We start from the raw sequence: 23,104 nt of genomic DNA, 5'->3' as shown, positions 1-23,104 counted from the left end.
CAGACTTTTATAAGTGGAGGATTATTCATGAAGATTAGTTTTTTTGGTGCAGCTCAAGTTGTAACTGGATCATCGTATCTCGTGGAATCCGATAAAGCGCGAATTTTAATTGATTGTGGGATGTTTCAGGGATCAAAGGCACTTAAAGAGTTGAATTACGGAGACTTTCCCTATAATCCTTCCAGTCTGGATGCTGTTATCTTGACCCATGCTCATACAGATCATTCAGGTATGCTCCCAAAACTGGTGAAACATGGATTTAAAGGCAAAATATGGGCAACACCTGAGACGATTAAGTTATGTTCTATCATGTTGCCTGACAGCGGTCACATTCAAGAAATGGAGATCGAACGAAAAAACAGAAAACGAGAAAGGGCCGGACTTAAACCGTTAGATCCGATTTATACCGTTCAGGATGCTTTGGACACCCTGCCATATTTTCAGCCTATATCCTATCATGAACTCGTTAATTTGGTTCCAACCATATCTTTTGAACTATATGATGCGGGACATATTTTAGGTTCTGCACATGTCGTACTTCATGTCAAAGAAGCAGACTTTATTAAATCCATAGTTTTCTCTGGCGATATTGGTAATGTTAATCAACCCTATCTTGAAGACCCAAGTATTTTAAGTGATGCAGAAATCGTGATTATGGAAACGACCTATGGGGACCGTCTTCATGACGAACTTGGCAAGATGACGGATCGTGCGGAACAACTTGCCGAAACGATTCGCTCTGCCTACGAAGCTGGAGGAAATTTAATTATTCCGGCTTTTGCTATAGAGCGTACGCAAGATCTTCTTTATTATCTTCGTAAACTACAGGACGAACATCGAATACCAATTCTGCCTGTGTATATAGACAGCCCCTTAGCAATTGCTGCAACTAAGATATTTCAGGAAAATACAGAACACTTTGATTTAGAAACTCGTGAGCTCATTAAACAGGGAAGCAGTCCCCTTACACTGGCAAATGTACATTTCAGCCAAACTGCTGAAGAATCCATGGCTCTTAATGAAATAGAAGGCGGCGCTATTATAATTGCTGCTAGTGGAATGGCTGATGCCGGTAGGATTAAACATCATTTAAAGCATAATTTATGGCGCAGTAATGCTACTGTGTTGTTTGTTGGCTACCAGGCCCAAGGAACTCTAGGCAGACTTCTTTCTGAAGGCGCTGAAACAGTAACTATTCACGGCGAAAAAGTAGCAGTCAAAGCCCGTATAAAGCATATGGATGGCTTATCTGCTCACGCTGATCAAGCCGAACTTCTTCAGTGGCTGTCGCTTTTAGGGAAAAAGGCAGAGCAGATTGTTCTTATTCACGGAGAGTTAGAGGCTCAAACTACGTTTTCTGAAAAGATTAAGGATATATTCGGAACGACACCAGTTATCCCTCAATTAGGAGAAGTATTTGAATATATATCTGATCAGTTTGTTCGGCATGCTCCTGACAAGCCATGGATATTGGAGGATACTGCAGCGAGGACTGGAGAGGCGAATCAAGCTCTTTCTGCAGAGCCCCCTGTTAAAGAATCAAGACCAAAGTCTGTATCCTTGCCAACGAAGCGGACAAGTCGTCTTGAATCTCATCATTCACGAGCCCAAGTTAACAGAGCTTACATTAGACTTCGACATCGTCTTAAAAAGATACTTGATGAAGGTAATCGCTCTCGCAATTATGACCGGGTTATTGAACTGCTTGACGGCTTGACCCGATGGCTCGAAGATCAAGAGAAGGTCAATCGGCGCAAATAGAATGAATTAATGCGCTGCTATCCAAGGTAATTGTTATTAGATCCAGGCAAACTCTGCCGTTTGGCGTTTGATTCCGGCAAGGAAGCGGAGGGTTTCTTCACGTCGCTTAATAGCCAATCGTTTCCCGGATTTGGTGGATACTTTGTCAGGCAAAGCGTCAGCGAAAAGTCGAGCCCGTTCAACAGCTTGCTCAGGTGTTTGAATTAATTCGTCTTGCCCTACGCAGCTAAATAATCTCATTAAACCGATATTTCCCAGGTTATCCAGTATGTCAGACTCGCGTAAATATACAGCCTCGTCACTGCGACCCGGTTCGGAATAATACATGTGATTTTCAACAGCGTCTAAAATCAAAGGTATCTTATCGGGAGAGAACATCATTTGTTGTAAAAGGTTAGCAGCCACTCCTTTTGAGCGTAATGCATGGTCAACATTTTTAATAGCATAAATAGGGTATTTCCCCGTATCATGAAGCATTGCTGCAGCAAATAACACCTCATCATCAAGCATTAGATGGGAGGATAGTTCCTTTGCCAAATGGTATACCCTAAAACAATGTTTGATTCCCCAGGCAGGATGAGCACCTGATTTTTCGACGATCTGAATAAGTTCTTGGCGGAACTTCATATAGTTGGCCTCCTTAGCTTCTTTTGAAACTATATACGCCATAGGAAGAAAAAATCCTCCTAAAATATGGAAATACTTTATTACTAATGACTCTTAGATATCTTTTGATTCGATTATTATGGAGTCAAGTCTTTGGCTTTTGAGCAGGAATATTGTTTAAAAGCGAGAATAATCTAGGAATATTTATAATGGTTTTGTATGGTTTTTCATGGATGTAAACAGGGAGTGATTTTGCACATGAGCAATAAGACAAGTGTTTATGGGAGCTTTACACAAGCTCTTTTCTTTTCTGGAGTCGTTTCAGTTCCTAAATATCTATTAACTCACTATAAAACGATGGGTATAACAGATCGTGAAGTAATGGTCTTAATTCAGATTCTCTGTGAAGCTGAGACCAATCCTTATCCTTCCTTAGCTACCTTAGCTGCTCGTATGAGTGCTACTTTAACGGAAATCGAAGAAAGTGTCGGCCATTTGGTGGAGCGAAATTTACTGGCAATCGAACGATACTGGAATTCTGCAGAACAAAAGTGGCTAAATAGTTATTGTTTTGTTGCTTTAATTGATGAGCTTGCGGAATTGTGGGCTATTGAACGTTCTCAACAATTAGAAGAAGAACGAACTTTACGGCAAACTCAATCAACGTCTGCCCCGACTCCTGTAAAATCGCCAATGGAAAATTTAGTTCGTGTTTTTGAACAAGAACTTGGAAGACCTCTAACAAGTATTGAATGCGAGAACTTAGATCGTTGGCTAGCCACTCATTTTTCTGAAGAACTTATCATCGAGGCATTAAGACGAGGAGTTAGCGCAGGAATCCGAAACTTTAGGTATTTAGATTCGATACTTCGAGAATGGGAGAAAAAAGGATTACGAACTAAGATGGAAGTAGAAGCTGAGGATGCATATTTTCAAGCTCGGCAAGAGAAAAAGGTTTCAAGGCCCAAAAAACAGGGACCTAAAACTTCTTCGAACAAATATGACAACTTTTATCTTTAAGAGAATAGGGCCAGTTGGGAGGGTATTAATTGTATGAAACGTATCAGTGATATCTTGGCCAATAAGGGACTATCGACAGAAACTAATACGGCAATAAACTTATTTGAGAACTCACAGGTCAAACACACTTCTTTAGGAACTCATAGTATTGAGCCGGAGGAATGTCATCAACCTTCTGAAACATATAAATGCCCTCTTTGCCAAGATAGAGGAATTTTGCTGGAAGGAGATGTCGCCTTTCCTTGCAGTTGTATGACATTAAAGAAATTGGATAATCAATTTCGAATCGCCCGCATATCTCGAGAATTAAAAAAATGCCGTTTTGAAAACTTTAAGTTTGATTATTATCGTTCAAATGTTGGCGATCAAAGTCACCATGAAAGCGCTATAAAAGCCTTACGTGCTTCTCAAAGTTTCGTGGAAGAATGCAGGGCCGGCTCTCATGCACTTGGGATAATGTTTACAGGTCCGGTAGGGTCTGGTAAAACGTTTCTAGCCGCTGCAATTGCCAATGAACTTATGGAAGCAAAAAAACAGGTTTTATTTTTAGTTGTACCTGATCTTTTAGATGAGTTGAGAGCAACGTACAAATCGGATGTCAATGAATTGGATTTGCTTGATACGGCGAGAACGATACCAATTTTAATTCTTGACGACTTAGGTGCACATAATTATACTGATTGGACAAGAAATCGGCTTTATTCCATAATTAACTATCGTATGAACGATCAACTTCCTACGATCTTCACTTCGAACCTAACCCTTGAGGAGATGGAAGAATATTTAGGGATACGTACTACTTCAAGAATTATTCAGTCATCGCGCATCTTTCGCTTAACTGTGGAGAGAGATATTCGCCATCAGATCTATCAGGAACGTGAAGCTAAAAAGTAACCGTGCATATTCATAAAAATTTTTTCAAAGTATGCATGTCTTTAAAAGGACATGCATACTTTTTTTATAGAATAAATCTGAATTATAGGAGGTTGTCAGCTTTGACTAAAATTATAGCTCTTAATCGTAAATATCTCGTAATGCTAACCAGTGGCTTATTAATTTGTTTAATTGGACTTGCCGGGTATTCATTCTGGCAGACGAAACAAACGAGCGGATCTAGCGTAACCGTCACGCCTGAAATTCAAATGTTGGGGGTAAATGTGGAACCGGCCTCAGTTGTGAAAGACCTAAATTACGGCAATGTAACTTTAAAAGGTGCGCAAGTAATTGCTAGTAAAACTTTTGATCTAATTGTAACAGTTCAGAATACGACTGCTAAAAAAATGACAAACATACCCGTAGAATTGCAAGTCTCTCTGGCAGGCGATGAAACTAAAAAAGTAATTTCTCCCGGTGTATTGCCTTCTTTGGAACCAGGTGCTAAAGCTCGAATTGCTTTTCGCCAGATAAAATGTTTAGGTGATGCTCTTGGAAAAAGCGCGACTTCCGGGCAGCATCTGATGATTGTAAGAATTAAACCCAATCCAGCCGGCGGGGTAGATCAAGCTACGGAAGCCAGTTTTCGTTTCATTGTCGATTCAACCGTTAAAGCTCCAGCTGCAGGGAACAAGCAGTGAACTCGCTTACGCTAAAGCTGAACATCGGAGCTTCAGATACAATAATGTCCGGTGGACATTATTGCCGAGCCGCCTTTCCCAATAGGAATACTTAGCGGCGAAGTAGGACTCTACCCTGCCTGAAGTTAACGAAGGACCTACCCCCACTTACAGAAGTGGGGGGTTAAAAACTAGATAAATCTATAACAATCTGGAACTAACAACTTACAACTCAGCAAGAAAAGTTGGGGGCTATATGCGTGAATATAGTCCTCTTTCTGCATTTCCCAAATTTTGCTTAAGAGTAATTTGGGAGGTATAATAAACCCGAGGTGAATCAGATGAAAATGTTAGTGGATTTACATACGCATACAATTTCTAGTGGACATGCCTATAGCACTATTTCTGAAAACGCTTTAGCTGCTTCTCGGAAAGGATTACAATTATTAGGGATGACGGATCATGGCCCCAGTATGTTAGGGGCACCTTCTTTATATCATTTCGGAAATTTAGCAATTATGCCTGAAGAACTTTACGGGGTAAGGATCCTGCCGGGAGTCGAGGCCAATATTATCAGCCATGAAGGCGAACTAGATTTACCCATAAACTATTTAACCCGAATGAAACTAGTTTTAGCCGGCCTTCATGTTCAATGTTATCCAGGTGGAACAATTGAACAAAACACCCAAGCGTATATTAAAGCCATGGAAAATCCTTTTACCGATATGATGGTTCATCCAGGCCGACCGGAATTTGAATTAGACTTAGAGAAGATCGCTTATATGTCAGCTCAATTACAAGTTCCGGTTGAAATTAATAACAGCTCTCTTGCAGCCGGGAAAAAGGAGACTCAGGAGAATTGTCATCGCTTTGCAAGTTATATGGCAAAATATAAGGGCCCCATTATCATAGGCAGTGATGCTCACTTTTGGGATAGGGTGGGCGTCTTCGATCGATCTCTGCAATTAGTTGAAGATGCAGGGATCTTGGAAGATCAGATTCTCAATATTTCACCTCAACGGGTGCTTGATTATTTACAAGATCGACGCAGAAGGCGTTTTACAACCATTTAATAAGTTTATGTTCCGGAAGTTTAATTTGTTTCTTAGGGCTCCTGAGCCTGTGATAATGATAGGATTTTCAAAAAGAAGGCTAGTATGCCTTCTTTTTTCATAGATTGATCTTATGGATGAATTTATAAAAAGTTTGTTTCAGAAAATAATTTATAGTAAAATGAGATTTGTGGTAAAACTAGAAGTGCTTCTAGAAGATAAGAAAAGGACGTGTCAAAGTTGTTAAATAAAGAAAGACAGTTCGATCGCGAACGCATTGCGGGAGCTATGATCATAGTGAGCTTATTAGTGATCTTCCTGTCAATGGTTGGCATAAGGCTCCTGAATGTTAAAGTATCCAATATTGAATTAGTTGACGGTGATTTGTATACTGTGATAACCGACCAAGGACCTGTAAATATTAATAAAAGCGATATTTTACGTATAGAAACAACTAATACGAAAGCAAGCATTACGGGTACGCCTGTTGAACTAGATAAAATTTATACCACAAAAGGATTTGTTTATTTTTCCTCAGCTGATCCCTTTTATAGAGTCGGAGAGAAAATTATTCAATCTGTTAAAAATACGGATAAGCCGGTCTGGATTCCGGCGGATAAAAAACCTATTTCCGACGCAACTCCGGATGAACTTCAAAATGCTAATTTAAGACTAATTCAGCCCTTTAGCTATGCTATAGGGACTCCTCCTAACAAGATTCCGTTTGTTTTTACGTTGTTAACTATACAGCATTTGGCTTTTGCTTTTGGGGGTATTGCTCTATTTGTCCTTGTATTCCCGCTGAGAATTAATTCCGTTAAATACAATTCGCCTGCAACCCAGCAAGATCCAGAGTTCTGTGCTGCCGATGATCATATTGGTGCTGTAGCTAAATAAAAATAAAAAACGCTCCCTTCGAGCGTTTTTTCATTAGAAGGTAATTAGATATTCATGTCGAAGAACCATTAAACAGTCTTGAATATTTTGTATATCACGGTATTATTGGTAATTATTTTCGGAATTGAAATGAGTGAAATTCGAATGAAAAGGGCTATATTAGTATCAGGTAAGTCTACTTTAAATCAAGAAATAAAATCAATGCTGCCCTTAGCTAATTATCAACTTTTAGCTACAACCGATAACGGTATGGAGGCCTTGCGTTTTATACATCGCTTTGAACCTGATCTTGTAATTATGGGATGGAATCTTCGCGGCTTAAGTTCATCGGAAGTTCTCCAAAATCTTGTGTTACAGCATTTATGCCCTATAGTGGTTGTCTTAACTCAGGAAGAGCATTATGTACTTCCTGAAGTCATTGAAGCTGATGCCCATCATGTAGCTGTTTATCCCTGGCGTGTTTTAGAAATAGTTGCGGGTATTCAAATGGCAGAACATCGTTATCAACGTGAAACAGAACACTATCAACAACTGCAGCGTTTGGAAGAAGATCTCAAGACGCGGAAACTATTATTCCAAGCTATGTTATCGATCATTCAGCAGCAGGGTATTTCCGAACAAGATGCTTATAAAGCTCTTCGTGATCATGCGATGACAACGCGTAAGTCTCTGAGGAAAGTTGCCCAGGAAGTTATTAAAGGTGTCTGGTCACCTACGTTTTAGATCACAGAACTCGTTCGAATTTCTAAATTTCGAGTAACTCGTTCGGCTAAAACTGAAGAAATAATACCCTCTTAGGGAAAAAACGAGAGCCTTAGGATTATAAAAGTCGAAAGGAGTTTTTTTATGAAAGTAACCGTCAAACATATTAAGGGTACGCACTTTCAAGGTGAAGGAAGTTCAAAAACAATTACCCATATTGATTCAGCTGTTACTGCCGGCGGTTCAGGACTTGGTTCTAATCCGATGGAGCTCCTTTTAATGGCTATAGCAGGCTGCAGCGGAATGGATATCGTATCTATCCTTGATAAAATGCAAGTTAAGCCGCAGCGATTTGAGCTAACGGTAGAAGGAGAAAGGGCTAGCGATCATCCAAAAGTATTTAAAGATATCGAAGTTGTTTATAAATTTTGGGGTAAATCTCTTCCTGAGGATAAGCTTCGTCGAGCTGTTCAGCTTTCTATGGAAAAGTACTGCAGTGTTGCCAATATGATTGATAAAGCAGCAGATTTAACGTACAGGATTGAAGTGAATCCTGAGTAAGAAATACAGGGATAAACTTTTAAGAGTCGTTTAATTCGGCTCCTTTTTTGTGTGTGCCACGCAATGGAGCAAGTCAGACAGTGTTTGAGGATTTGAGTTATCACAATGATTAAGATATCTTTGAGACAATCCTTGATTGAATTAATATGATTTGTTATACTTAAGTCGGCGTTATGGGTATAATTTAATGACGAATGAGGCTGAAGAATGTCAATATTATTGATGGTTTTAAGAAGTATATTTGTTCTTTGCGTAGTGCTTTATTTGTACTATTTTTCAAAGCGCAAAAAATATGGTGTTACAATCTATTTGTGGACGATTATCATTGTTGGTATGTCTTCTGGGTTACTCATTCAGTTCATAGAGGTTTATCAAGGGACTTCTCAATGGTCTTCAATTCAGATCAGTGCATACTTTTATTTAGCATTAATTCTTTATTCTATATGGAAGTTGATATCTGAATTGAAAAAGCGGGGTAAATGAAGTAATAAAGGTCAAATAAGGTTTCGAGGCCGCAAAAAAATGCGGCTTTGTTTTTTAGAAAATCTTTTAATTTTAGATCAACGGAGAAGGGGAAAACAATTCTTATGAAGAAAAAGCGAACAATTAGAATCAAGAAGATTTTAGCCTTTTTAGTCTATAATCTTATTCTTGCTGTAATTCTTGCGCCCTTTGTTTTGTTCTGGGGACCATTTCAGGCCCTTAAGACTGTAGCAGTAGGTTCTGTTTATACCTCACGTCATCCACAGTTTGTTAAAGCCTTTTTGTCACAAGATGAAATAAATAAAATCATGGACAGTGGCTATGGCAAAGGGGTTTTAACAAGTCAAGATATTTCACGCAGCAGCGTGGTTAATGATGCAAACTCAGGAATTACCATAGAAGATATTCAAGGCCCGAGTTTTAAAGGGAAAGTTATGTTGATTAAAGATCCCAAGCGAATTAAGCTGGCAGTGACAAAGCAAATTGGCACAACGGGAGAACGAGTCAGTGACTTGGTTCATGATATGGGAGCAATTGCCGGAATTAATGCGGGAGGATTTTATGATCCCAATGGTAAAGGTAATGGAGCTTTTCCTGATGGACTGACTGTTCAAAATGGCAAATTAGTCCATAATAATGTCGGTAATCAGAAAGTAAATATTGTAGGCTTCAATGATCAAGGTAAATTAGTCATTGGAGATATGACTGCGAGTCAATTGGAAGAAAAACATATTCAAGAAGCTGTTTCCTTTGGACCGAACCTGATTGTCAACGGCAAGTCCGTGATTCAAGGCGATGGAGGATGGGGGATAGCGCCTAGGACAGGGATAGGCCAAACGGCCGATGGAACTGTAATTTTCGTAGTAATTGACGGTCGACAGCCAACTTGGAGTATTGGAGCAACGTTGCGGGATCTCATGAATGTTTTTAATGATTATCATGCTGTTAATGCTGTTAACTTGGATGGCGGTTCTTCTTCTGAACTCGTCTATGATGGGAAAGTCCAAAACAAGTTGTGGGATATTTTTGGCGAACGGTATATTCCGACAGCTTTTGTTGTAACCCCTTAATAAGCAATCCTGGTGTAAAGGAGAAATTTCATGAAGAAGCTACGTACTGTTGCCGTTTGGACATTGATTTCCTTATTAGTGCAATATGGGGGATATTCTTATTTAAATCATAAAGTTCAGCAAGTAATTGCTCCAGTTCAAAGTCCCAAAGTTATTACTACTCAACTTAAAGCTACTATCCCTGGATCAAATCTCCAGGATGTTCAGGTTTCCTACGCTAAGGACTATATCGCTTATTCCGAAGATGGAACTCTCAAAGTTTTTAATCTTAAAAAGAAGAAGGTTGTGTTCGAGAAGGCTCCCCCTTCCGGAAACAGCAAATCATTTGGAGTTTTAAGCTATCAGTGGCTGCCGGATAGAAATACGCTGCTCTATTTTTATGCTAAGGCAAACCCGAACCCCTATACACTAGAAACTGTTTATCCTACTCAAACTCAGTCCAAGACTTCGTCATCAAAGGTACAGACACCATCGACGACAGAGCCTAAAACTGAAGATCCCAATGAAAGAGCTAATTCCAAAACTGCGGATAAGTCAGGCGACAAAACAAGTAATAATAAAACTAATACCAATAGCTCTACAAAAGAAACAACAAAAGAGCAGCCCGCTAAGCCGTACGTCGTGAAACATTACAATAATCCCCAATTAACGGAGTTATATTCTCTTGATCTTCCGGACAGTGATGATGATTCGACGGCACCGGACGATCGATTCAATCAAACGATTAATAATTTTCCTGCAGGTGGAAAGATTGAAGAATGCGTCGTTTCAACCTTCACAAATTTGATGTATCTGACAGTAAAAAGTGAACAGTCTGAATTGCTTCTGGAAATTGATGTTATGAAAAATGTTAGAACACTGAGTAAATCAGGTGAAACTATTGATAATATGGCGGCTTCAGATCGATATGGAACTCTATACCTTGATAGTAAAGTTGGTTCCAAACATGAAGTCATTGCCTTAAATGGTTCAAAACGTGTTGTGATTTCCAATAATAATTCTGATCAAATTTTAGGTATAAGAGATGGCAGTGTTTATATCAGTGAAATAAAAAATAATCGACTTGTCAAAATCAAAACTACCGATGACCTTAACCAAGTTACGAGCAATCCTTCGCTTGATACTCTTTGGGAAGGGAATATTCCTTATGACGATTCTGTACGGACACTAATTGGAGCAGACGGGCAGGTTATTGTATATAGTAATCAAACGGCCTATATTATTACTAAAGGGAATCTCTCGCAAGTTAAATTGCAAGGAGACGAAAATTACGTTTCTGTTGATGGGGCGGAATTAATCCAGCTTACCAAGAACGGAGATTCTACCCAGGCCGAATTGCAGCCGCTAAAATCTAAAGAGTGAGCAAATATCTCTGAAACGACTTTCATGGGCGAAGAAAACTTTCTTTGGGAAGTCCATAATTTAGTAATCATATAAAAGGAGCGCCCGTGAGCGCTCCTTTTTATTAAATTCTTTAAGTAATTCTAAAACGATGTTTTTATATGTTAGGTCTATGTTTTATCGATCGTAAGACGCCCAGCTCACTGCTTAGGGCTTGATGAACTTTGTAAGTCTTTAAGTTGAGTTTCTAAGTTGTCAAGTAAGTCACGGATCTGGTTCATTTGATCAAGTATTGAGGAAATGGATTGAGATTGACTGTTTGGAGTTTCTGTCCCTGACGGTGTAGTCGGCGGAGGAGTAGTCTGTTGCCCAGGAGTGGTTGGCTGAGGTGCTCCATCTCCGAAGATTTGAGTTAACGCCGAACCGACATTATCAGTCATTACTAACTGATCTCCGTAAGCGAGCACAACTCGTTTCATTTCAGGGATGCTTCCGCCTTTATCTGATTGGAGATAAATCGGTTCAACATAGAGGAAGTTACCGCCGATAGGAAGAGCTAAGAGGTTTCCACGGATGACGCTGGATCCTTTTTGATCCCAAAGGGACAACTGTTTTGATATATCAGGATCTTGATCGATGCGTGATTCAATCTGCATAGGTCCGTCAATTTCGATACTTTTGGGGAGATCAAAGAGCAAGAGCTGGCCATAATGTGAGCCATCCATTCGTGCAGCCATCCAAGAAACCATGTTATAACGCGAATTGGATTCGCTGGAAGCCGGGGTAAAGGGCAGCATAAGTACAAACTCAGGTTTCGTTTCTCCTGGAATTGTCATAATCGTATAATAAGGAGCAACATTTTGAGGCTTTCCTTGGTAAAGTTCTTTAGCAATATCCCAAGCATCTTCTTTATTATAGAAGACAGAGGGATCGGTCATATGAAATGTTTTAAGCATATTGCTTTGAATTGTGAATAAGGTTTCAGGATAACGCAGATGGCTTTTTAACGATGCCGGAAAACTGGCAAAATCTTTAAATACTCCAGGGAAAATGCTCATGTATGTTTTTAGAATAGGATCTTGAGGATCAATAGCGTAAAAATCTACGGTTCCATCGTTGGCATCGATGACGACTTTTACAGAGTTACGGATGTAGTTAAATCCTTGATCGGAGTATTTATTTGAATACGGTAAGGCATCCGAGGTGGTATAAGCATCAATAATCCACTTAAGTCGGCCATTATCGATTACCATATAGGGATCAGAATCATAAGTTAAAAAGGGAGCTAATTTTTGAACCCGTTCTTTAATATTGCGGTAAATCAGCATTTTGCTGTTTGATGTTACCTCATTGGCTAGATAGAATCGTAATGTTCCATGGCTGAGAGAAAGCATAAACTTATTAATTGGGGTAAAGGGAATTCCTGTTTTTCCGGTATAAGAGGTATCGGAGTTTGTATCTCCTTGAGGATAATCAAACTCTTTAATTGAAGTATCGGCAACAACCCAATCATTAGTGAGTTCACCGTAATAGATGCGAGGTTCTTTTATTTTTAGTTCAGGGAAATCAGTAACAGGGGGGATATCGCTAACCGCAAAGGACGGCAATCCCTCAGGCCCAACGGCATTCGCAAAAGAAGCGGCAACACCGTAACCGTGAGTATATTTGAAGCGCAAGTTAACGAAGGTTTGAGCCTTGGGATCTAAGTCCGGTGTGGATATTTCCCTGGGGCCTAACATAACTTGGCGATACTCACCATTAACGTTGTAGCGATCGACATCAATATCGTTAAATTTATAGTAGAGGCGAATACCTTGCTTTTGGGTAAATGTTTGCAGCAAGGGGCGGGTATCATTTAGTCTAATATTGTTCAAAGTGCCTTGATCGGCCTTTAAACTGCTCAAAGTAATAGGCGTATTTCCAGGATAATTAACCTCAGAAATATGATTTAATCCATAACCAAATCGAGTCATGGCAATTTCATTTTGGATGTAAGGCTGTTCTTTAGTCAACTCATTGGGAATTACCACAAAGGACTGCAATAGATTCGGAAATATGCCGTAAATTAGAATTCCAACAGCAATGACCCCTGCGACCGGGAATGTTAATAAGCGAGTGTCTTTGATTCTTTGGGCAAAAATGGCTAAAATAAAGCCTATTATGCTGATCACAATTAGGATCTTAAGAGCAGGCAGAGTAGCCGTTAAATCTGTATAGCCTGCACCAACAACATGGCCGTGGATAGAATAAAGCAGCTGAAAAATGTCAAGATAATAACCGAAGCCTTTTAAGGCGAAAAGAATACATATTAATAAAGCAAGATGTCTGCGTGCTCCAGGCGTAATTTCTACTGTTCCCTTACGCCAAAATTTGAGGGAATGGAGTTTGAGAACTCTTGTTACAATATAGAATAGCGTGGTAAATAAGGTCAGAAGAAATAGGGGAGCAAAGAAGGCATTGAACAAGGTTCTTAAAAAGGGTAATTGAAAAAAATAAAATGCTAAATCCTTACCAAATATAGGATCGGTTTGTCCAAAAGGTGTGGCATGGATAAAGGATAAAACATCTAACCATCCGGTAAACCCAGCAATAAAACTTACTCCGAAACTTATAACGGCTGAAATAATAAGAAGCCAAATTGTTACTCTGCGTTGGGATAAGCTTAATACCGGCCGATTCATATCTTGTACCAAACGCAAACGCAAACGCAGACGTTCATTTACAAATGTCATGATGGCATGGCGTATGGAGAATAATGTCCCAGCTATAAAAAGGAAGAGAATCGTTCCGTTAACAGCTTGGAAAATAATCTTGCTTAAGAGAGGTGTCCAAAAAAGCTGTGAATAACCGAGATCCTTAAACCATAACCAATCTTCATATAAGCCGCTTGAAGCCTTTAGTAAAACTGCAATAAAGATAATCCCCACAAGGATTTTGATGAAACGTCGCAACAAAGATTCCTCCTTTAATACTATGGCTAAAACCTATCATTGTTTTAAATCTATAGCCAGTATTTCATATATTCTTCCCAAGAAATAAAAATCCCTTCCAAAATTTTTATAAATTGCGATTAGAGTCTTTCTAAATTTAGTCTTGTTATGGTATACTAAACATATAATACCCGTAAGGGGTATATTAGAGAGCATTAAGAGGAGTTGTTCAATAATGTATGACGTAATAATCGTTGGAGCCGGCCCTGCGGGACTGACCGCAGGAATTTATGCTTCCCGAGGAGGTCTTAAGACTGCCATCGTTGAATTAGCAATGCCTGGCGGACAAGCGGCTTCAACAGAGAAAATTGAAAACTATCCGGGATTTCCGGAGGGGGTTAATGGTTATGAGTTGATGAATTCATTCCATCAGCAAGCCTTGTCCTTCGGCGTTGAGTTTATTTATGAAGAAGTCAAAACTCTTGACCTCAAAGAAACGGTGAAAAAAATCCATACAGATAGTTCTGTTCTTGAAACAAAGTCGGTAATTATCGCCGCAGGTTCAAAACCAAGATTGTTGAATGTTCCGGGGGAAGACCTATTCAGAGGCAGAGGTGTGTCTTATTGTGCAACATGTGACGGTGCTTTTTTTCGAGGTAAAAAAGTTGTCGTTGTAGGCGGAGGAGATGCAGCCCTTGAAGAAGGCGTTTACCTGACAAAATTCGCGGAAGAAGTTATTCTTATTCATCGGCGTGAGGGTTTTCGGGCTTCGCAAATCATCATTGGCCGGGCAAAAGGCAACCCCAAAATGCGCTTTGAATTAAATTATGTTGTTGAGGAGATTCTTGGCTCGGAGCAGGTCGCAGGAGTACGCCTACGTAATGTCCTTGATTCAACAACGAAGGAAATCCAGGCTGATGGAGTATTTATTTATGTTGGAACCGATCCCAATGACCAATTTTTGAACGGTGAGATAAAAACTAATGAACGAGGGTATATATATACTAATCAATATCTGCAGACAAATATTGAAGGTGTGTATGCAGTAGGTGATATTCGCGATACACCATTACGTCAAGTAGCAACAGCCGTCGGGGACGGAGCTCTTGCTGCCGTTGAAGTTGAGAAATATCTCGCGGAACATTAAAGTTAATATTAATTATTTATGATTCTAATAGCTAATTAAGAACGTGTCAAAACTTGATAATTTTTGGGGGTTGTAATATGCTGTAATTGGACGAGAGTTTATAACTCTAATCAATTAAAAATTATTAAAAATAAGGGTGGAATGCGCTGTGCACTTTGTCGTCTGCCTTAAACAAGTACCAGATACCTCAGAAGTCCGAATAGATCCCCATACTAATACCCTCATGCGTGAAGGAGTACCGTCAATTATCAATCCCTACGATGCCCATGGCCTAGAAGAAGCTATTCGTTTAAAGGATAAAGTTGGCGGGAAAGTTACTATCGTCAGTATGGGTCCCCCTCAGGCGAAAGAAGCTTTGAAAAAAGCAATGTCTTTTGGTGCTGATCGAGCAATTCTTCTAAGTGATCGTGCTTTTGGTGGTTCAGACTCCTTAGCAACAGCTTATATCATATCAACGGCTCTGAAAAAGATTCATGAGACGGAACCCGTCGATCTGGTGTTTGCCGGTAAAGAAGCAATTGACGGCGATACTGCTCAAACCGGACCCGGAATCGCCCAACGCCTCGGTTTTCCCCAGTTGACCTATGCCATCAGAATTAGGGAACTGACAGACACGAGCGTAACTGTTGAACGGAAAACGGAAAGTGGCCGACAAATTGTTCAAGCTCAGCTGCCTGCTTTAATTACTGTCGAAAAAGAACTGAATGATATACGCTATGCGACATTACCCCACATGATGAAAGCCGCTGCCTATGAGCCCGAAATATGGACCGTAAACGCTTTGTCGTTTGATCTGACTCAAATGGGTCTTAAGGGATCTCCTACGAGTGTTTCACGAATTTTTGCCCCCCCTGGACGTTCTGGCGGAGAGATCATTGACGGGCTAAACGATCCGGCGGGTACTGCTGCTTCGGTTGTTCAAAAACTTTTCCAACAAAATGTCATCATGGTTAATCCCCTTATGAAGGGAGGAAAACGATAATGACAGTTGCTGTTGATAAGACAAAGTGTATCGGCTGCGGAGCCTGCGTTATGGAATGTTCCCTTGAAGCTATTGATTTAGTTGATGGTTTAGCTACTCCGGACCCTAATAAATGCAAGGACTTGGGGAGTTGTGTTAAAGTTTGCCCTACGAATGCTTTATCCCTTACTATTCCCCAGGACTCAAAAGGCGAACTGTCTTCTGAGATCGGTTCGAAATTTAATCTAAAGGAGCCTTTGCCTGAATCGGTCAGCGATTATGCTCAGGGAAATGAGAAGAAAACTATTCGTTCTCAAGTGACGCCAATTGCTGGGGGAGAGGTCTGGAGCGGGGTTTGGGTTATCATTGAATATAACAATGGGAGAGTTGCTCCGGTATCCTGGGAGTTGTTGGGTGAGGGCCGAAAACTCGCAGATTCCCTCGGGTCTGAACTTTGCGGTGTAATTACCGGTTATCAAGTTGACAATGTTATCCCCGAAGCGTTTGCCTATGGCGCTGAAAAACTCTATGTTATAGATCATGAAGTTCTTAAAGACTATAGAACTGAACCTTATGCCGAAGCAATTACGAGTCTCGTAAGAAAATACCAACCAGAAATTATTTTGATGGGCGCGACATCGATGGGACGAGATGTATTCCCGGCTGTGGCTACTAAGATGCAAACCGGTTTAACTGCTGATTGTACTGTCTTAGGAATCGATCCGGAGACAAAACTCCTGCAGCAAACCCGGCCCGCTTTCGGAGGAAATATCATGGCGACAATTCTTTGCCGCACAAGACGCCCGCAAATGGCTACAGTTCGTCCGAGAGTGATGGAAATGCCTGAGCGAGCTGTTGGCCGCGAAGGAGAATTGATTCGTGAAGAATTCACTTTAACTGAAAGCGACATTCGTACAAAAGTCCTGGAATTTATACCAGCTGATGCCAAGAGCACTTTTCTTGATAAGGCAGAAATTATTGTTTCTGTGGGTTTGGGGATTGCTGCTAAGCGAAATTTAGTTTTAGCAGAAGAATTGGCTGAGGTTTTAGGTGCTACCTTGGCAGGAACTCGCGGGGCTGTGGAAGCGGGTTGGCTCAGCCATGATCAACAAGTAGGGCAATCCGGCGTTACTGTTCGCCCTAAAGTATATATAGCCATTGGAATTTCTGGTGCAATTCAGCATTTGGTAGGAATGGAAACATCAGATTTTATTATTGCCATCAATAATGATCCCGAAGCTCCCATATTAAAAGTTGCAAACTACGGAATTGTCGGAGATTTATTTCAGATCGTGCCTGCAATGACAGCAGAATTCAAAAAACGCCTTCAGCATGGCGTGGCTAATTAAGGAGGGGCAACCATGGAAAACTTTGATGTAATTATCGTCGGAGGCGGTCCTGCTGGCCTATCTGCCGCAATTAGTGCTGCTAATGGAGGTATGAAAACATTAGTCATTGAACGCGGGGATTATCCCGGCACGAAAAATGTAATGGGCGGTATTCTTTATACTAAGGCTACGGATATGGTAGTGTCGGAGTTTTGGAAAGAGGCCCCCTTAGAACGCCCCATTATAGAACAGAGGATCGCTATGTTAAGTGGGGATGAATCGATCCTGGCAGGGTATCGCGATCCGGATTGGGCGAAGGAACCTTATAACGCCCATTCGATATTACGGGTTAAATTTGACCGGTGGCTTGCTCAGCAAGCTGAAAAAGCCGGCGTTATGATTATTACAGAAACATTAGTCGAAGATCTATTATATCAAAACGGAAACGTTGTAGGTGTTCGGACAGGTCGAGCCGAGGGGGATTTGGGAGCAAAAGTCGTCATTATTGCTGAAGGAGTAAATAACTTTTTAGCAGTTAAAACTGGGCTGGCTAAACCTTTGAAACCGGCCTCAGTAGCTGTCACTGTTAAAGAAGTAATTGCCCTGCCCAAAGAAAAGATTGAAGATCGATTCTGTCTCGATGAAGGACAAGGGGCTACAATAGAACTCTACGGAGATTCAACCGCAGGTATGATGGGTGTGGGATTCATCTATACGAATAAGGATTCCATCTCAATCGGAGTTGGAGCAATTTTAGCCTCCGTAATTCGTGAACAATGGACACCAAATGACCTTTTGGAAAATCTCAAATCAAAGCCCTATGTCAAGCGTCTTTTACAAGGCGGGGAAACCAAGGAGTACCTCGCTCATCTAATCCCGGAGGGCGGTTATACTCAAGTTCCAAGGCTTCATCGTCAGGGAGTTATGGTGGTAGGAGACACTGCTATGCTTATGAATTCGCTGAACCGTGAAGGGTCAAATCTTGCCATGATATCAGGGAAAATCGCCGGCGAAGTTGCAGCTCAAGCGATCAAAGCGGGGGACGTCAGTGATCAAGCAATGGCGGTTTACGAAGCTCGATTGCGTGATTCTTTCGTTTTAAAAGACCTTTACCATTATCGCCATATGGGTCAATTCTTTGAGAATAACCCTCATCTTTTAAAGATTTATCCCAAAATGTTTTCCAAAGCTGCCAAAATGTATTTAACGGCTGACGGGACACCTAAGAAACAACGCCAGAAAGAAATAATGCAAATGCTCTTCAATCAACGATCAAAAGGCGGTATTATTAAAGATATCTATGGGGCATGGAGGGCATTACTATGAAACTAGATGATAAACTTTATTTAGTGCGATTTAATACTGATAAATTAAATCATATTAAAATCAGCGACCCAAAAGTTTGCCTGAACCAATGCCAAGATAAACCTTGTACCCGCTTTTGCCCTGCTCATGTTTATGATTGGGACGAAGAGGAGAAGCGAATTTCTGTGGGGTATGAAGGATGTCTTGAGTGCGGGACATGTCTCATTGGCTGCCCTTATGGCAATATAATCTGGAAATATCCGAGAGGCGGTTTTGGCGTATCCTGGAAGAATGGTTAAATAATTCAAACATAGTTGCTTCAAGAGCAGGGAGGTTACCCCCTGTTCTTTTTTACCAGGAATTTTTACTAAAGATGTCTTTAATTTCGTAGATTTCGCTTCTTTAAAGTTTCTTTGACAGTCATTTAAACGATCAGTAGAATAGAGTGGAAGGGAGCAGAACCATGGAAGTAACACTCAGCGAAGAAACTTTAAACAAAGAGACCAAGCTTATTAACCTTATAAAATCCTATAATAGCGTCCTTGCAGCCTTTTCGGGCGGCGTCGATTCTACCTATCTCATGGCTGTAACTCAGGAGGCTTTAGGGCAAAACTGTAAAGCAGTTTTTGCACGTGGCCCGATGATTTCCAGCGAAGAGCAGAACTCAGCTCTATTGTTAGCTCAAACATATCACTTTCCCATCGAAGTGATTGATATTGACATTATGGAGTTACAACCGTTTCGAGACAATCCACCAGATCGGTGTTATTTTTGTAAAAAGGAATTATTCGAGACATTCCTATCGCTAAGCAAAAAATTAGGATATTCTAATTTAATTGAAGGAACGAATGCTTCTGATGACCAAGATTATCGTCCGGGAAGAAAGGCTCTAAAAGAATTAAAGATAAAAAGCCCATTGCTGGAGGTCGGCCTTACAAAAGAAGAGATCCGGGCTCTATCTCGTCGCCGAAATTTGCTGACTTGGGACAAGCCATCAATGGCCTGTCTTGCTTCAAGAGTTCCTTACGGTGATGCCATATCCGTTGAATTATTAACCAGAATTGCACAGGCTGAGGCTGTTCTGTTCAGCTTTGGCTTTGACGAATGTCGCGTAAGGGCCCATAAAGACATAGGGCGTATTGAGATTCCAACCCAAGAATTTGCGCCATTTCTTCAACATTATACCGAAATTGCCGAGGCTATTAAAAAGTTAGGTTTTCAATTTGTAACGCTGGATTTAGAAGGACTTCGTTCGGGCAGTTTAAATCATAACCAGAAGGAGGGGGCTTAAATGGATGAAGAAACACTTAAAAGTCTCCTTGAAGCCGTTAAGTCGGGAAATTGTACCCCAGACCAGGCTTTAAGCCAACTGAAGGAATTGCCCTTTGAGGATTTAGGGTTTGCTCGCTTAGATCATCATCGAGCATTAAGGACAGGACAATCTGAAGTTATTTTTTGCCAAGGTAAGCAGCCGGAGCAAATCATATCCATCTTGAAACATTTAGGCGCTAAATCTCGGAATGTCCTGGCAACTCGGCTTATCCCAGAACATGCCGATATGATACTTCATCATTTCCCCGATGCTCAGTATGATCCTTTGGCACGCTGCCTCCTGTTGCTGCCCTTGGAGGAGCCAACAATTCCTGGGAAAATTCTTATTATGACTGCGGGAACAGCTGATTTGCCTGTTGCTCGGGAAGCTTGGATTACAGCTCGCTATATGGGTCATGACGTTGAAACAATTTTTGATGTTGGTGTTGCGGGGCTTCATCGTCTTCTTGCTCAACGAGAGACTATGGATAGCGCAGAAGTTTTGATTGTTGTGGCAGGTATGGAAGGCGCTTTAGCGAGTGTCGTCGGCGGTTTAGTCGAGCAGCCGGTGATAGCGGTGCCTACAAGTGTTGGTTATGGTGCTCATTTTCAAGGGCTGGCAGCATTACTCAGCATGTTGAATAGCTGTGCTTCGGGAGTTGGCGTTGTAAATATTGATAATGGCTTTGGAGCAGCTTCATTAGCGTCAACAATTATTCGCAGAATAAACAAAAATCATTGAGAGGAGCCTCATTTTGAAAATACTCTACTGGGATACATTTGCTGGTATTAGCGGAGATATGGCTTTGGGATCTTTAATAGCTTTGGGTGCTGACCCGGAGAAGATTATTGAACAATTACATTCTATTGGTCTGAACGAATTTCGACTCGATGTCCGTTCGCGTCAAGTTCAAGGCATCCAGGCTACAGACATCGATGTTGTATTACTAAATGAGCTCCAACTTGAAAGTGATCATAGTCATGAACATGAACATGAACATGAACATGAACATGAGCACGAGCATGAGCATGAACATAAGCATGAACATGAACATAGTCATGAACACGATCATAGTCACAAGCATGATCATAGTCATAATCATAACCGGTTTCTTCCTGATATTCAGAAGATGATCTTATCAGGATCCTTGTCCGATCGTTCTCAAAAAAACGCTTTACGGGTGTTTGATGTCTTAGCTGAAGCAGAAGCTAAAGTTCATGGGACAACTCTTGATAAAGTTCACTTTCATGAAGTCGGAGCAGTGGATTCTCTCGTCGATATCGTTGGGACCTGTATTGCTCTCGATCTTTTAGATATTGAGGAAATTCGTGTTTCTACTCTTCCTTGGTCAAAAGGCTTTGTTCAATGTGCTCATGGGACGCTGCCCCTGCCGGCTCCCGCGACTCTGATGTTGCTGCGGGGCTTTAAATTCAGAGAGTCCGGCATTACGGGTGAACTTATTACGCCAACAGGAGCGTCTCTTATGAAGGCTTTAGCTCAACAGAGCAATTTCCCGGAAATGGTTATTCAGAACGTGGGTTATGGGTCAGGTAAAAATGATTATGGCATTCCAAGCCTGCTTCGGGGGGTAATTGGAGAAGTATAAAACCTAAGGAGATAGTATGGTTGAAGTAATTATTGATAGTTTGAAACGCTCAGGCTGGAATGTCGGCACCCTAGCGGGAAACTGGTTTTGTGCTGTCTCTGACACTCAGCCGCGAGGTCTTATCTTTGGATATTTAAATGAGATGTCCGATGATGTAATGGCTAAGATCTCTGAATTTAATATTCCTATCTGGGACGCAATTGTTTTTTGTCCTACAGGGTTTGATTCAGCGCAGTTAAAGAAACATCGTTTTCCGGGTATCCAATTATGGTACTGGGACCTGGAAATGGGGAATTTATTTCCCTTTCCACCGACAAAAAAGCGGGATATTCCCAATATGTTGCAGCAAATTGCCAGCGGAACTCCAATTACGCTGAATGTTGAACCTCAATTACCAAAGCTATCGACGCCTTATTTTACTTATGTTCTGCTAGGAATTAATGTCATAGTTTTTTTGCTTATGACTTTAGCAGGTGGGTCAACAAATCCAGATGTCTTAATCACCTTCGGCGCTAAAGTTAATTCTCTAATTCAAGCGGGTCAAGTGTGGCGCTTATTGACATCTATGTTTATTCATATTGGTATTCTGCATCTAGCTTTCAATTTATATGCTTTATGGGCATTAGGACCTGTGACGGAACAAAGTTATGGGCATGGAAAGTATTTTGCAATTTATATGTTAAGCGGTCTGGGAGGATCGTTAGCGAGCTTTTTGTTTTCGCCGGCTCTTTCGGCGGGCGCTTCAGGAGCAATTATGGGTCTCTTAGGAGCTCAGCTGCTTTTTATTTACAAACGGCCGTATCTTTGGAAAACCGGTCTGGGAATGAACCTTGTGATCGTAATTTTGGTAAACCTTGGCTTTGGCTTTTGGCAGCCGGGGATTGATAATTTTGCACATTTAGGTGGACTTTTTACTGGAATGTTAATGGGTCTCATTTTCTCCTGGAAAACCTTTGCTAAGCCTAAGAGTACCAAACTTTCATAAAAATACCTTTACCTTTCAAGCATAGTTTCCACCCATCTAAGGACAAACTAGAATCAAGAGCTTGCGGTTTCTTAGCGAGGTGGCTTAATTAATTGCCATCGTTAGTTAAGACAGCGTAAGCTCTTTAATGTTGGCAATGTAGTTAATTCCTATGTATTTGTCTTTTGTGCAGTGCGATGAATCTCAGTAAAGAATTCACTCACTTCTTGAGGAGTAGGAATATGTTGCTCGACGTGACCTAATTCTTTAGTAATTGTGGCAAAGGCATTTAGCCAGGCCTCAGTAATTCGAGTTGCAATTTCTTGAGGGCTATTCATAATAACAACTCCTTTTAGTTTTATATAGCTTATGTTATTTTAGATAATGAGTGCATATCCATTGCGGTTATTGAGCAGTTTTACTTATTAATGGTAATTTCGACTCTATCCTTCGGTAAAATAGGATAGAGTTGAGAAATATACAAGAACACGGAGGAATAGTAAGT

Annotated in this window: 22 protein-coding genes; 19 read left to right on the top strand and 3 right to left on the bottom strand. The window is 40.8% G+C overall.

Annotated elements, in window-relative coordinates:
* Positions 1-27 precede the first annotated feature (27 nt).
* Positions 28-1,761 carry an MBL fold metallo-hydrolase gene (locus DEAC_RS00805; protein ID WP_047808131.1) on the top strand — a complete coding sequence of 578 codons (1,734 nt, stop codon included), beginning with the start codon at positions 28-30 and terminating at the stop codon, positions 1,759-1,761.
* A 36-nt stretch (positions 1,762-1,797) separates the two neighbouring features.
* Here DEAC_RS00805 and DEAC_RS00800 read toward each other — a convergent pair whose 3' ends face one another.
* Positions 1,798-2,388, bottom strand: coding sequence for an HD domain-containing protein (locus tag DEAC_RS00800; RefSeq protein WP_047808363.1), 591 nt, complete (start codon positions 2,386-2,388; stop codon positions 1,798-1,800).
* A gap of 237 nt (positions 2,389-2,625) precedes the next feature.
* On the opposite strand from DEAC_RS00800, the gene DEAC_RS00795 reads away from it, so the two are divergent.
* From DEAC_RS00795 to DEAC_RS00750, 9 genes are all read left to right on the top strand, one after another.
* Positions 2,626-3,387, top strand: coding sequence for a DnaD domain protein (locus tag DEAC_RS00795; protein WP_047808130.1), 762 nt, complete (start codon positions 2,626-2,628; stop codon positions 3,385-3,387).
* A gap of 33 nt (positions 3,388-3,420) precedes the next feature.
* Positions 3,421-4,281 (top strand): ATP-binding protein, encoded by an 861-nt coding sequence (locus DEAC_RS00790; protein ID WP_047808129.1) that lies wholly within the window; start codon positions 3,421-3,423, stop codon positions 4,279-4,281.
* 101 nt (positions 4,282-4,382) lie between these two features.
* A complete protein-coding gene (locus DEAC_RS00785; protein ID WP_053006238.1) occupies positions 4,383-4,961 on the top strand; it encodes a hypothetical protein in 579 nt (192 codons plus the stop codon).
* Positions 4,962-5,281: 320 nt separating this feature from the next.
* Positions 5,282-6,013: a phosphatase gene (locus tag DEAC_RS00780; protein ID WP_047808361.1), complete on the top strand. Its 732-nt coding sequence runs from the start codon at positions 5,282-5,284 to the stop codon at positions 6,011-6,013.
* Positions 6,014-6,232: 219 nt separating this feature from the next.
* Positions 6,233-6,889, top strand: a complete 657-nt coding sequence (locus DEAC_RS00775; RefSeq protein ID WP_053006237.1) for a hypothetical protein — start codon at positions 6,233-6,235, stop codon at positions 6,887-6,889.
* 129 nt (positions 6,890-7,018) lie between these two features.
* Positions 7,019-7,612 carry an ANTAR domain-containing response regulator gene (locus DEAC_RS00770; RefSeq protein WP_242847043.1) on the top strand — a complete coding sequence of 198 codons (594 nt, stop codon included), beginning with the start codon at positions 7,019-7,021 and terminating at the stop codon, positions 7,610-7,612.
* Between the two features lie 123 nt (positions 7,613-7,735).
* Positions 7,736-8,152, top strand: a complete 417-nt coding sequence (locus tag DEAC_RS00765) for an OsmC family protein (RefSeq protein WP_047808127.1) — start codon at positions 7,736-7,738, stop codon at positions 8,150-8,152.
* 587 nt (positions 8,153-8,739) lie between these two features.
* Entirely contained in the window at positions 8,740-9,705 is a 966-nt protein-coding gene (locus DEAC_RS00755) for a phosphodiester glycosidase family protein (protein ID WP_047808125.1), read from the top strand.
* A gap of 30 nt (positions 9,706-9,735) precedes the next feature.
* Positions 9,736-11,067, top strand: coding sequence for a hypothetical protein (locus tag DEAC_RS00750; protein WP_047808124.1), 1,332 nt, complete (start codon positions 9,736-9,738; stop codon positions 11,065-11,067).
* A gap of 179 nt (positions 11,068-11,246) precedes the next feature.
* On the opposite strand, the gene DEAC_RS00745 is transcribed toward DEAC_RS00750, so the two are convergent.
* Complete coding sequence (locus DEAC_RS00745; protein WP_047808123.1) at positions 11,247-13,997, bottom strand: UPF0182 family membrane protein; 2,751 nt, start codon at positions 13,995-13,997, stop codon at positions 11,247-11,249.
* Between the two features lie 214 nt (positions 13,998-14,211).
* On the opposite strand from DEAC_RS00745, the gene trxB reads away from it, so the two are divergent.
* The 9 genes from trxB to DEAC_RS00700 all read left to right on the top strand — a co-directional run bounded on the left by trxB (position 14,212) and on the right by DEAC_RS00700 (position 22,620).
* A complete protein-coding gene (trxB, locus tag DEAC_RS00740; RefSeq protein ID WP_047808122.1) occupies positions 14,212-15,123 on the top strand; it encodes a thioredoxin-disulfide reductase in 912 nt (303 codons plus the stop codon).
* Between the two features lie 148 nt (positions 15,124-15,271).
* Positions 15,272-16,105: an electron transfer flavoprotein subunit beta/FixA family protein gene (locus DEAC_RS00735; protein ID WP_047808121.1), complete on the top strand. Its 834-nt coding sequence runs from the start codon at positions 15,272-15,274 to the stop codon at positions 16,103-16,105.
* Positions 16,105-17,433 carry an electron transfer flavoprotein subunit alpha gene (locus tag DEAC_RS00730; protein ID WP_047808120.1) on the top strand — a complete coding sequence of 443 codons (1,329 nt, stop codon included), beginning with the start codon at positions 16,105-16,107 and terminating at the stop codon, positions 17,431-17,433. The genes DEAC_RS00735 and DEAC_RS00730 overlap by 1 nt, the downstream gene beginning before the upstream one ends.
* 12 nt (positions 17,434-17,445) lie before the next feature.
* Positions 17,446-18,738, top strand: coding sequence for an FAD-dependent oxidoreductase (locus DEAC_RS00725; RefSeq protein WP_047808119.1), 1,293 nt, complete (start codon positions 17,446-17,448; stop codon positions 18,736-18,738).
* Positions 18,735-19,016 (top strand): ferredoxin family protein, encoded by a 282-nt coding sequence (locus tag DEAC_RS00720; protein ID WP_047808118.1) that lies wholly within the window; start codon positions 18,735-18,737, stop codon positions 19,014-19,016. The genes DEAC_RS00725 and DEAC_RS00720 overlap by 4 nt, the downstream gene beginning before the upstream one ends.
* 164 nt (positions 19,017-19,180) lie before the next feature.
* Complete coding sequence (larE, locus tag DEAC_RS00715) at positions 19,181-20,008, top strand: ATP-dependent sacrificial sulfur transferase LarE (RefSeq protein ID WP_047808117.1); 828 nt, start codon at positions 19,181-19,183, stop codon at positions 20,006-20,008.
* On the top strand, positions 20,009-20,770 hold the full coding sequence (gene larB, locus DEAC_RS00710) for a nickel pincer cofactor biosynthesis protein LarB (RefSeq protein ID WP_047808116.1): 762 nt from the start codon (positions 20,009-20,011) through the stop codon (positions 20,768-20,770). It abuts the gene before it with no gap.
* Between the two features lie 13 nt (positions 20,771-20,783).
* Positions 20,784-21,635, top strand: a complete 852-nt coding sequence (gene larC / locus DEAC_RS00705; protein ID WP_047808115.1) for a nickel pincer cofactor biosynthesis protein LarC — start codon at positions 20,784-20,786, stop codon at positions 21,633-21,635.
* A 16-nt stretch (positions 21,636-21,651) separates the two neighbouring features.
* Positions 21,652-22,620, top strand: coding sequence for a rhomboid family intramembrane serine protease (locus tag DEAC_RS00700; protein ID WP_083995787.1), 969 nt, complete (start codon positions 21,652-21,654; stop codon positions 22,618-22,620).
* A gap of 149 nt (positions 22,621-22,769) precedes the next feature.
* Here DEAC_RS00700 and DEAC_RS23790 read toward each other — a convergent pair whose 3' ends face one another.
* Positions 22,770-22,937: a hypothetical protein gene (locus tag DEAC_RS23790; protein WP_170932730.1), complete on the bottom strand. Its 168-nt coding sequence runs from the start codon at positions 22,935-22,937 to the stop codon at positions 22,770-22,772.
* Between the last annotated feature and the right edge of the window lie 167 nt (positions 22,938-23,104).

It is taken from the genome of Desulfosporosinus acididurans, from assembly GCF_001029285.1.
Lineage (GTDB): Bacteria > Bacillota > Desulfitobacteriia > Desulfitobacteriales > Desulfitobacteriaceae > Desulfosporosinus > Desulfosporosinus acididurans.
This window is presented reverse-complemented; position numbering and strand designations above follow the sequence as displayed.

Coding starts and splice junctions, on each gene's coding strand:
- DEAC_RS00725 (WP_047808119.1), top strand. CDS start 17,446: ATGGAAAACTTTGATGTAATTATCGTCGGAGGCGGTCCTGCTGGCCTA.
- trxB (WP_047808122.1), top strand. CDS start 14,212: ATGTATGACGTAATAATCGTTGGAGCCGGCCCTGCGGGACTGACCGCA.
- DEAC_RS00800 (WP_047808363.1), bottom strand. CDS start 2,388: ATGAAGTTCCGCCAAGAACTTATTCAGATCGTCGAAAAATCAGGTGCT.
- DEAC_RS00755 (WP_047808125.1), top strand. CDS start 8,740: ATGAAGAAAAAGCGAACAATTAGAATCAAGAAGATTTTAGCCTTTTTA.
- DEAC_RS00795 (WP_047808130.1), top strand. CDS start 2,626: ATGAGCAATAAGACAAGTGTTTATGGGAGCTTTACACAAGCTCTTTTC.
- DEAC_RS00790 (WP_047808129.1), top strand. CDS start 3,421: ATGAAACGTATCAGTGATATCTTGGCCAATAAGGGACTATCGACAGAA.
- DEAC_RS23790 (WP_170932730.1), bottom strand. CDS start 22,937: ATGAATAGCCCTCAAGAAATTGCAACTCGAATTACTGAGGCCTGGCTA.
- DEAC_RS00770 (WP_242847043.1), top strand. CDS start 7,019: ATGAGTGAAATTCGAATGAAAAGGGCTATATTAGTATCAGGTAAGTCT.
- DEAC_RS00720 (WP_047808118.1), top strand. CDS start 18,735: ATGAAACTAGATGATAAACTTTATTTAGTGCGATTTAATACTGATAAA.
- larB (WP_047808116.1), top strand. CDS start 20,009: ATGGATGAAGAAACACTTAAAAGTCTCCTTGAAGCCGTTAAGTCGGGA.
- DEAC_RS00805 (WP_047808131.1), top strand. CDS start 28: ATGAAGATTAGTTTTTTTGGTGCAGCTCAAGTTGTAACTGGATCATCG.
- DEAC_RS00750 (WP_047808124.1), top strand. CDS start 9,736: ATGAAGAAGCTACGTACTGTTGCCGTTTGGACATTGATTTCCTTATTA.
- DEAC_RS00780 (WP_047808361.1), top strand. CDS start 5,282: ATGAAAATGTTAGTGGATTTACATACGCATACAATTTCTAGTGGACAT.
- DEAC_RS00730 (WP_047808120.1), top strand. CDS start 16,105: ATGACAGTTGCTGTTGATAAGACAAAGTGTATCGGCTGCGGAGCCTGC.
- DEAC_RS00765 (WP_047808127.1), top strand. CDS start 7,736: ATGAAAGTAACCGTCAAACATATTAAGGGTACGCACTTTCAAGGTGAA.
- DEAC_RS00700 (WP_083995787.1), top strand. CDS start 21,652: ATGGTTGAAGTAATTATTGATAGTTTGAAACGCTCAGGCTGGAATGTC.
- larE (WP_047808117.1), top strand. CDS start 19,181: ATGGAAGTAACACTCAGCGAAGAAACTTTAAACAAAGAGACCAAGCTT.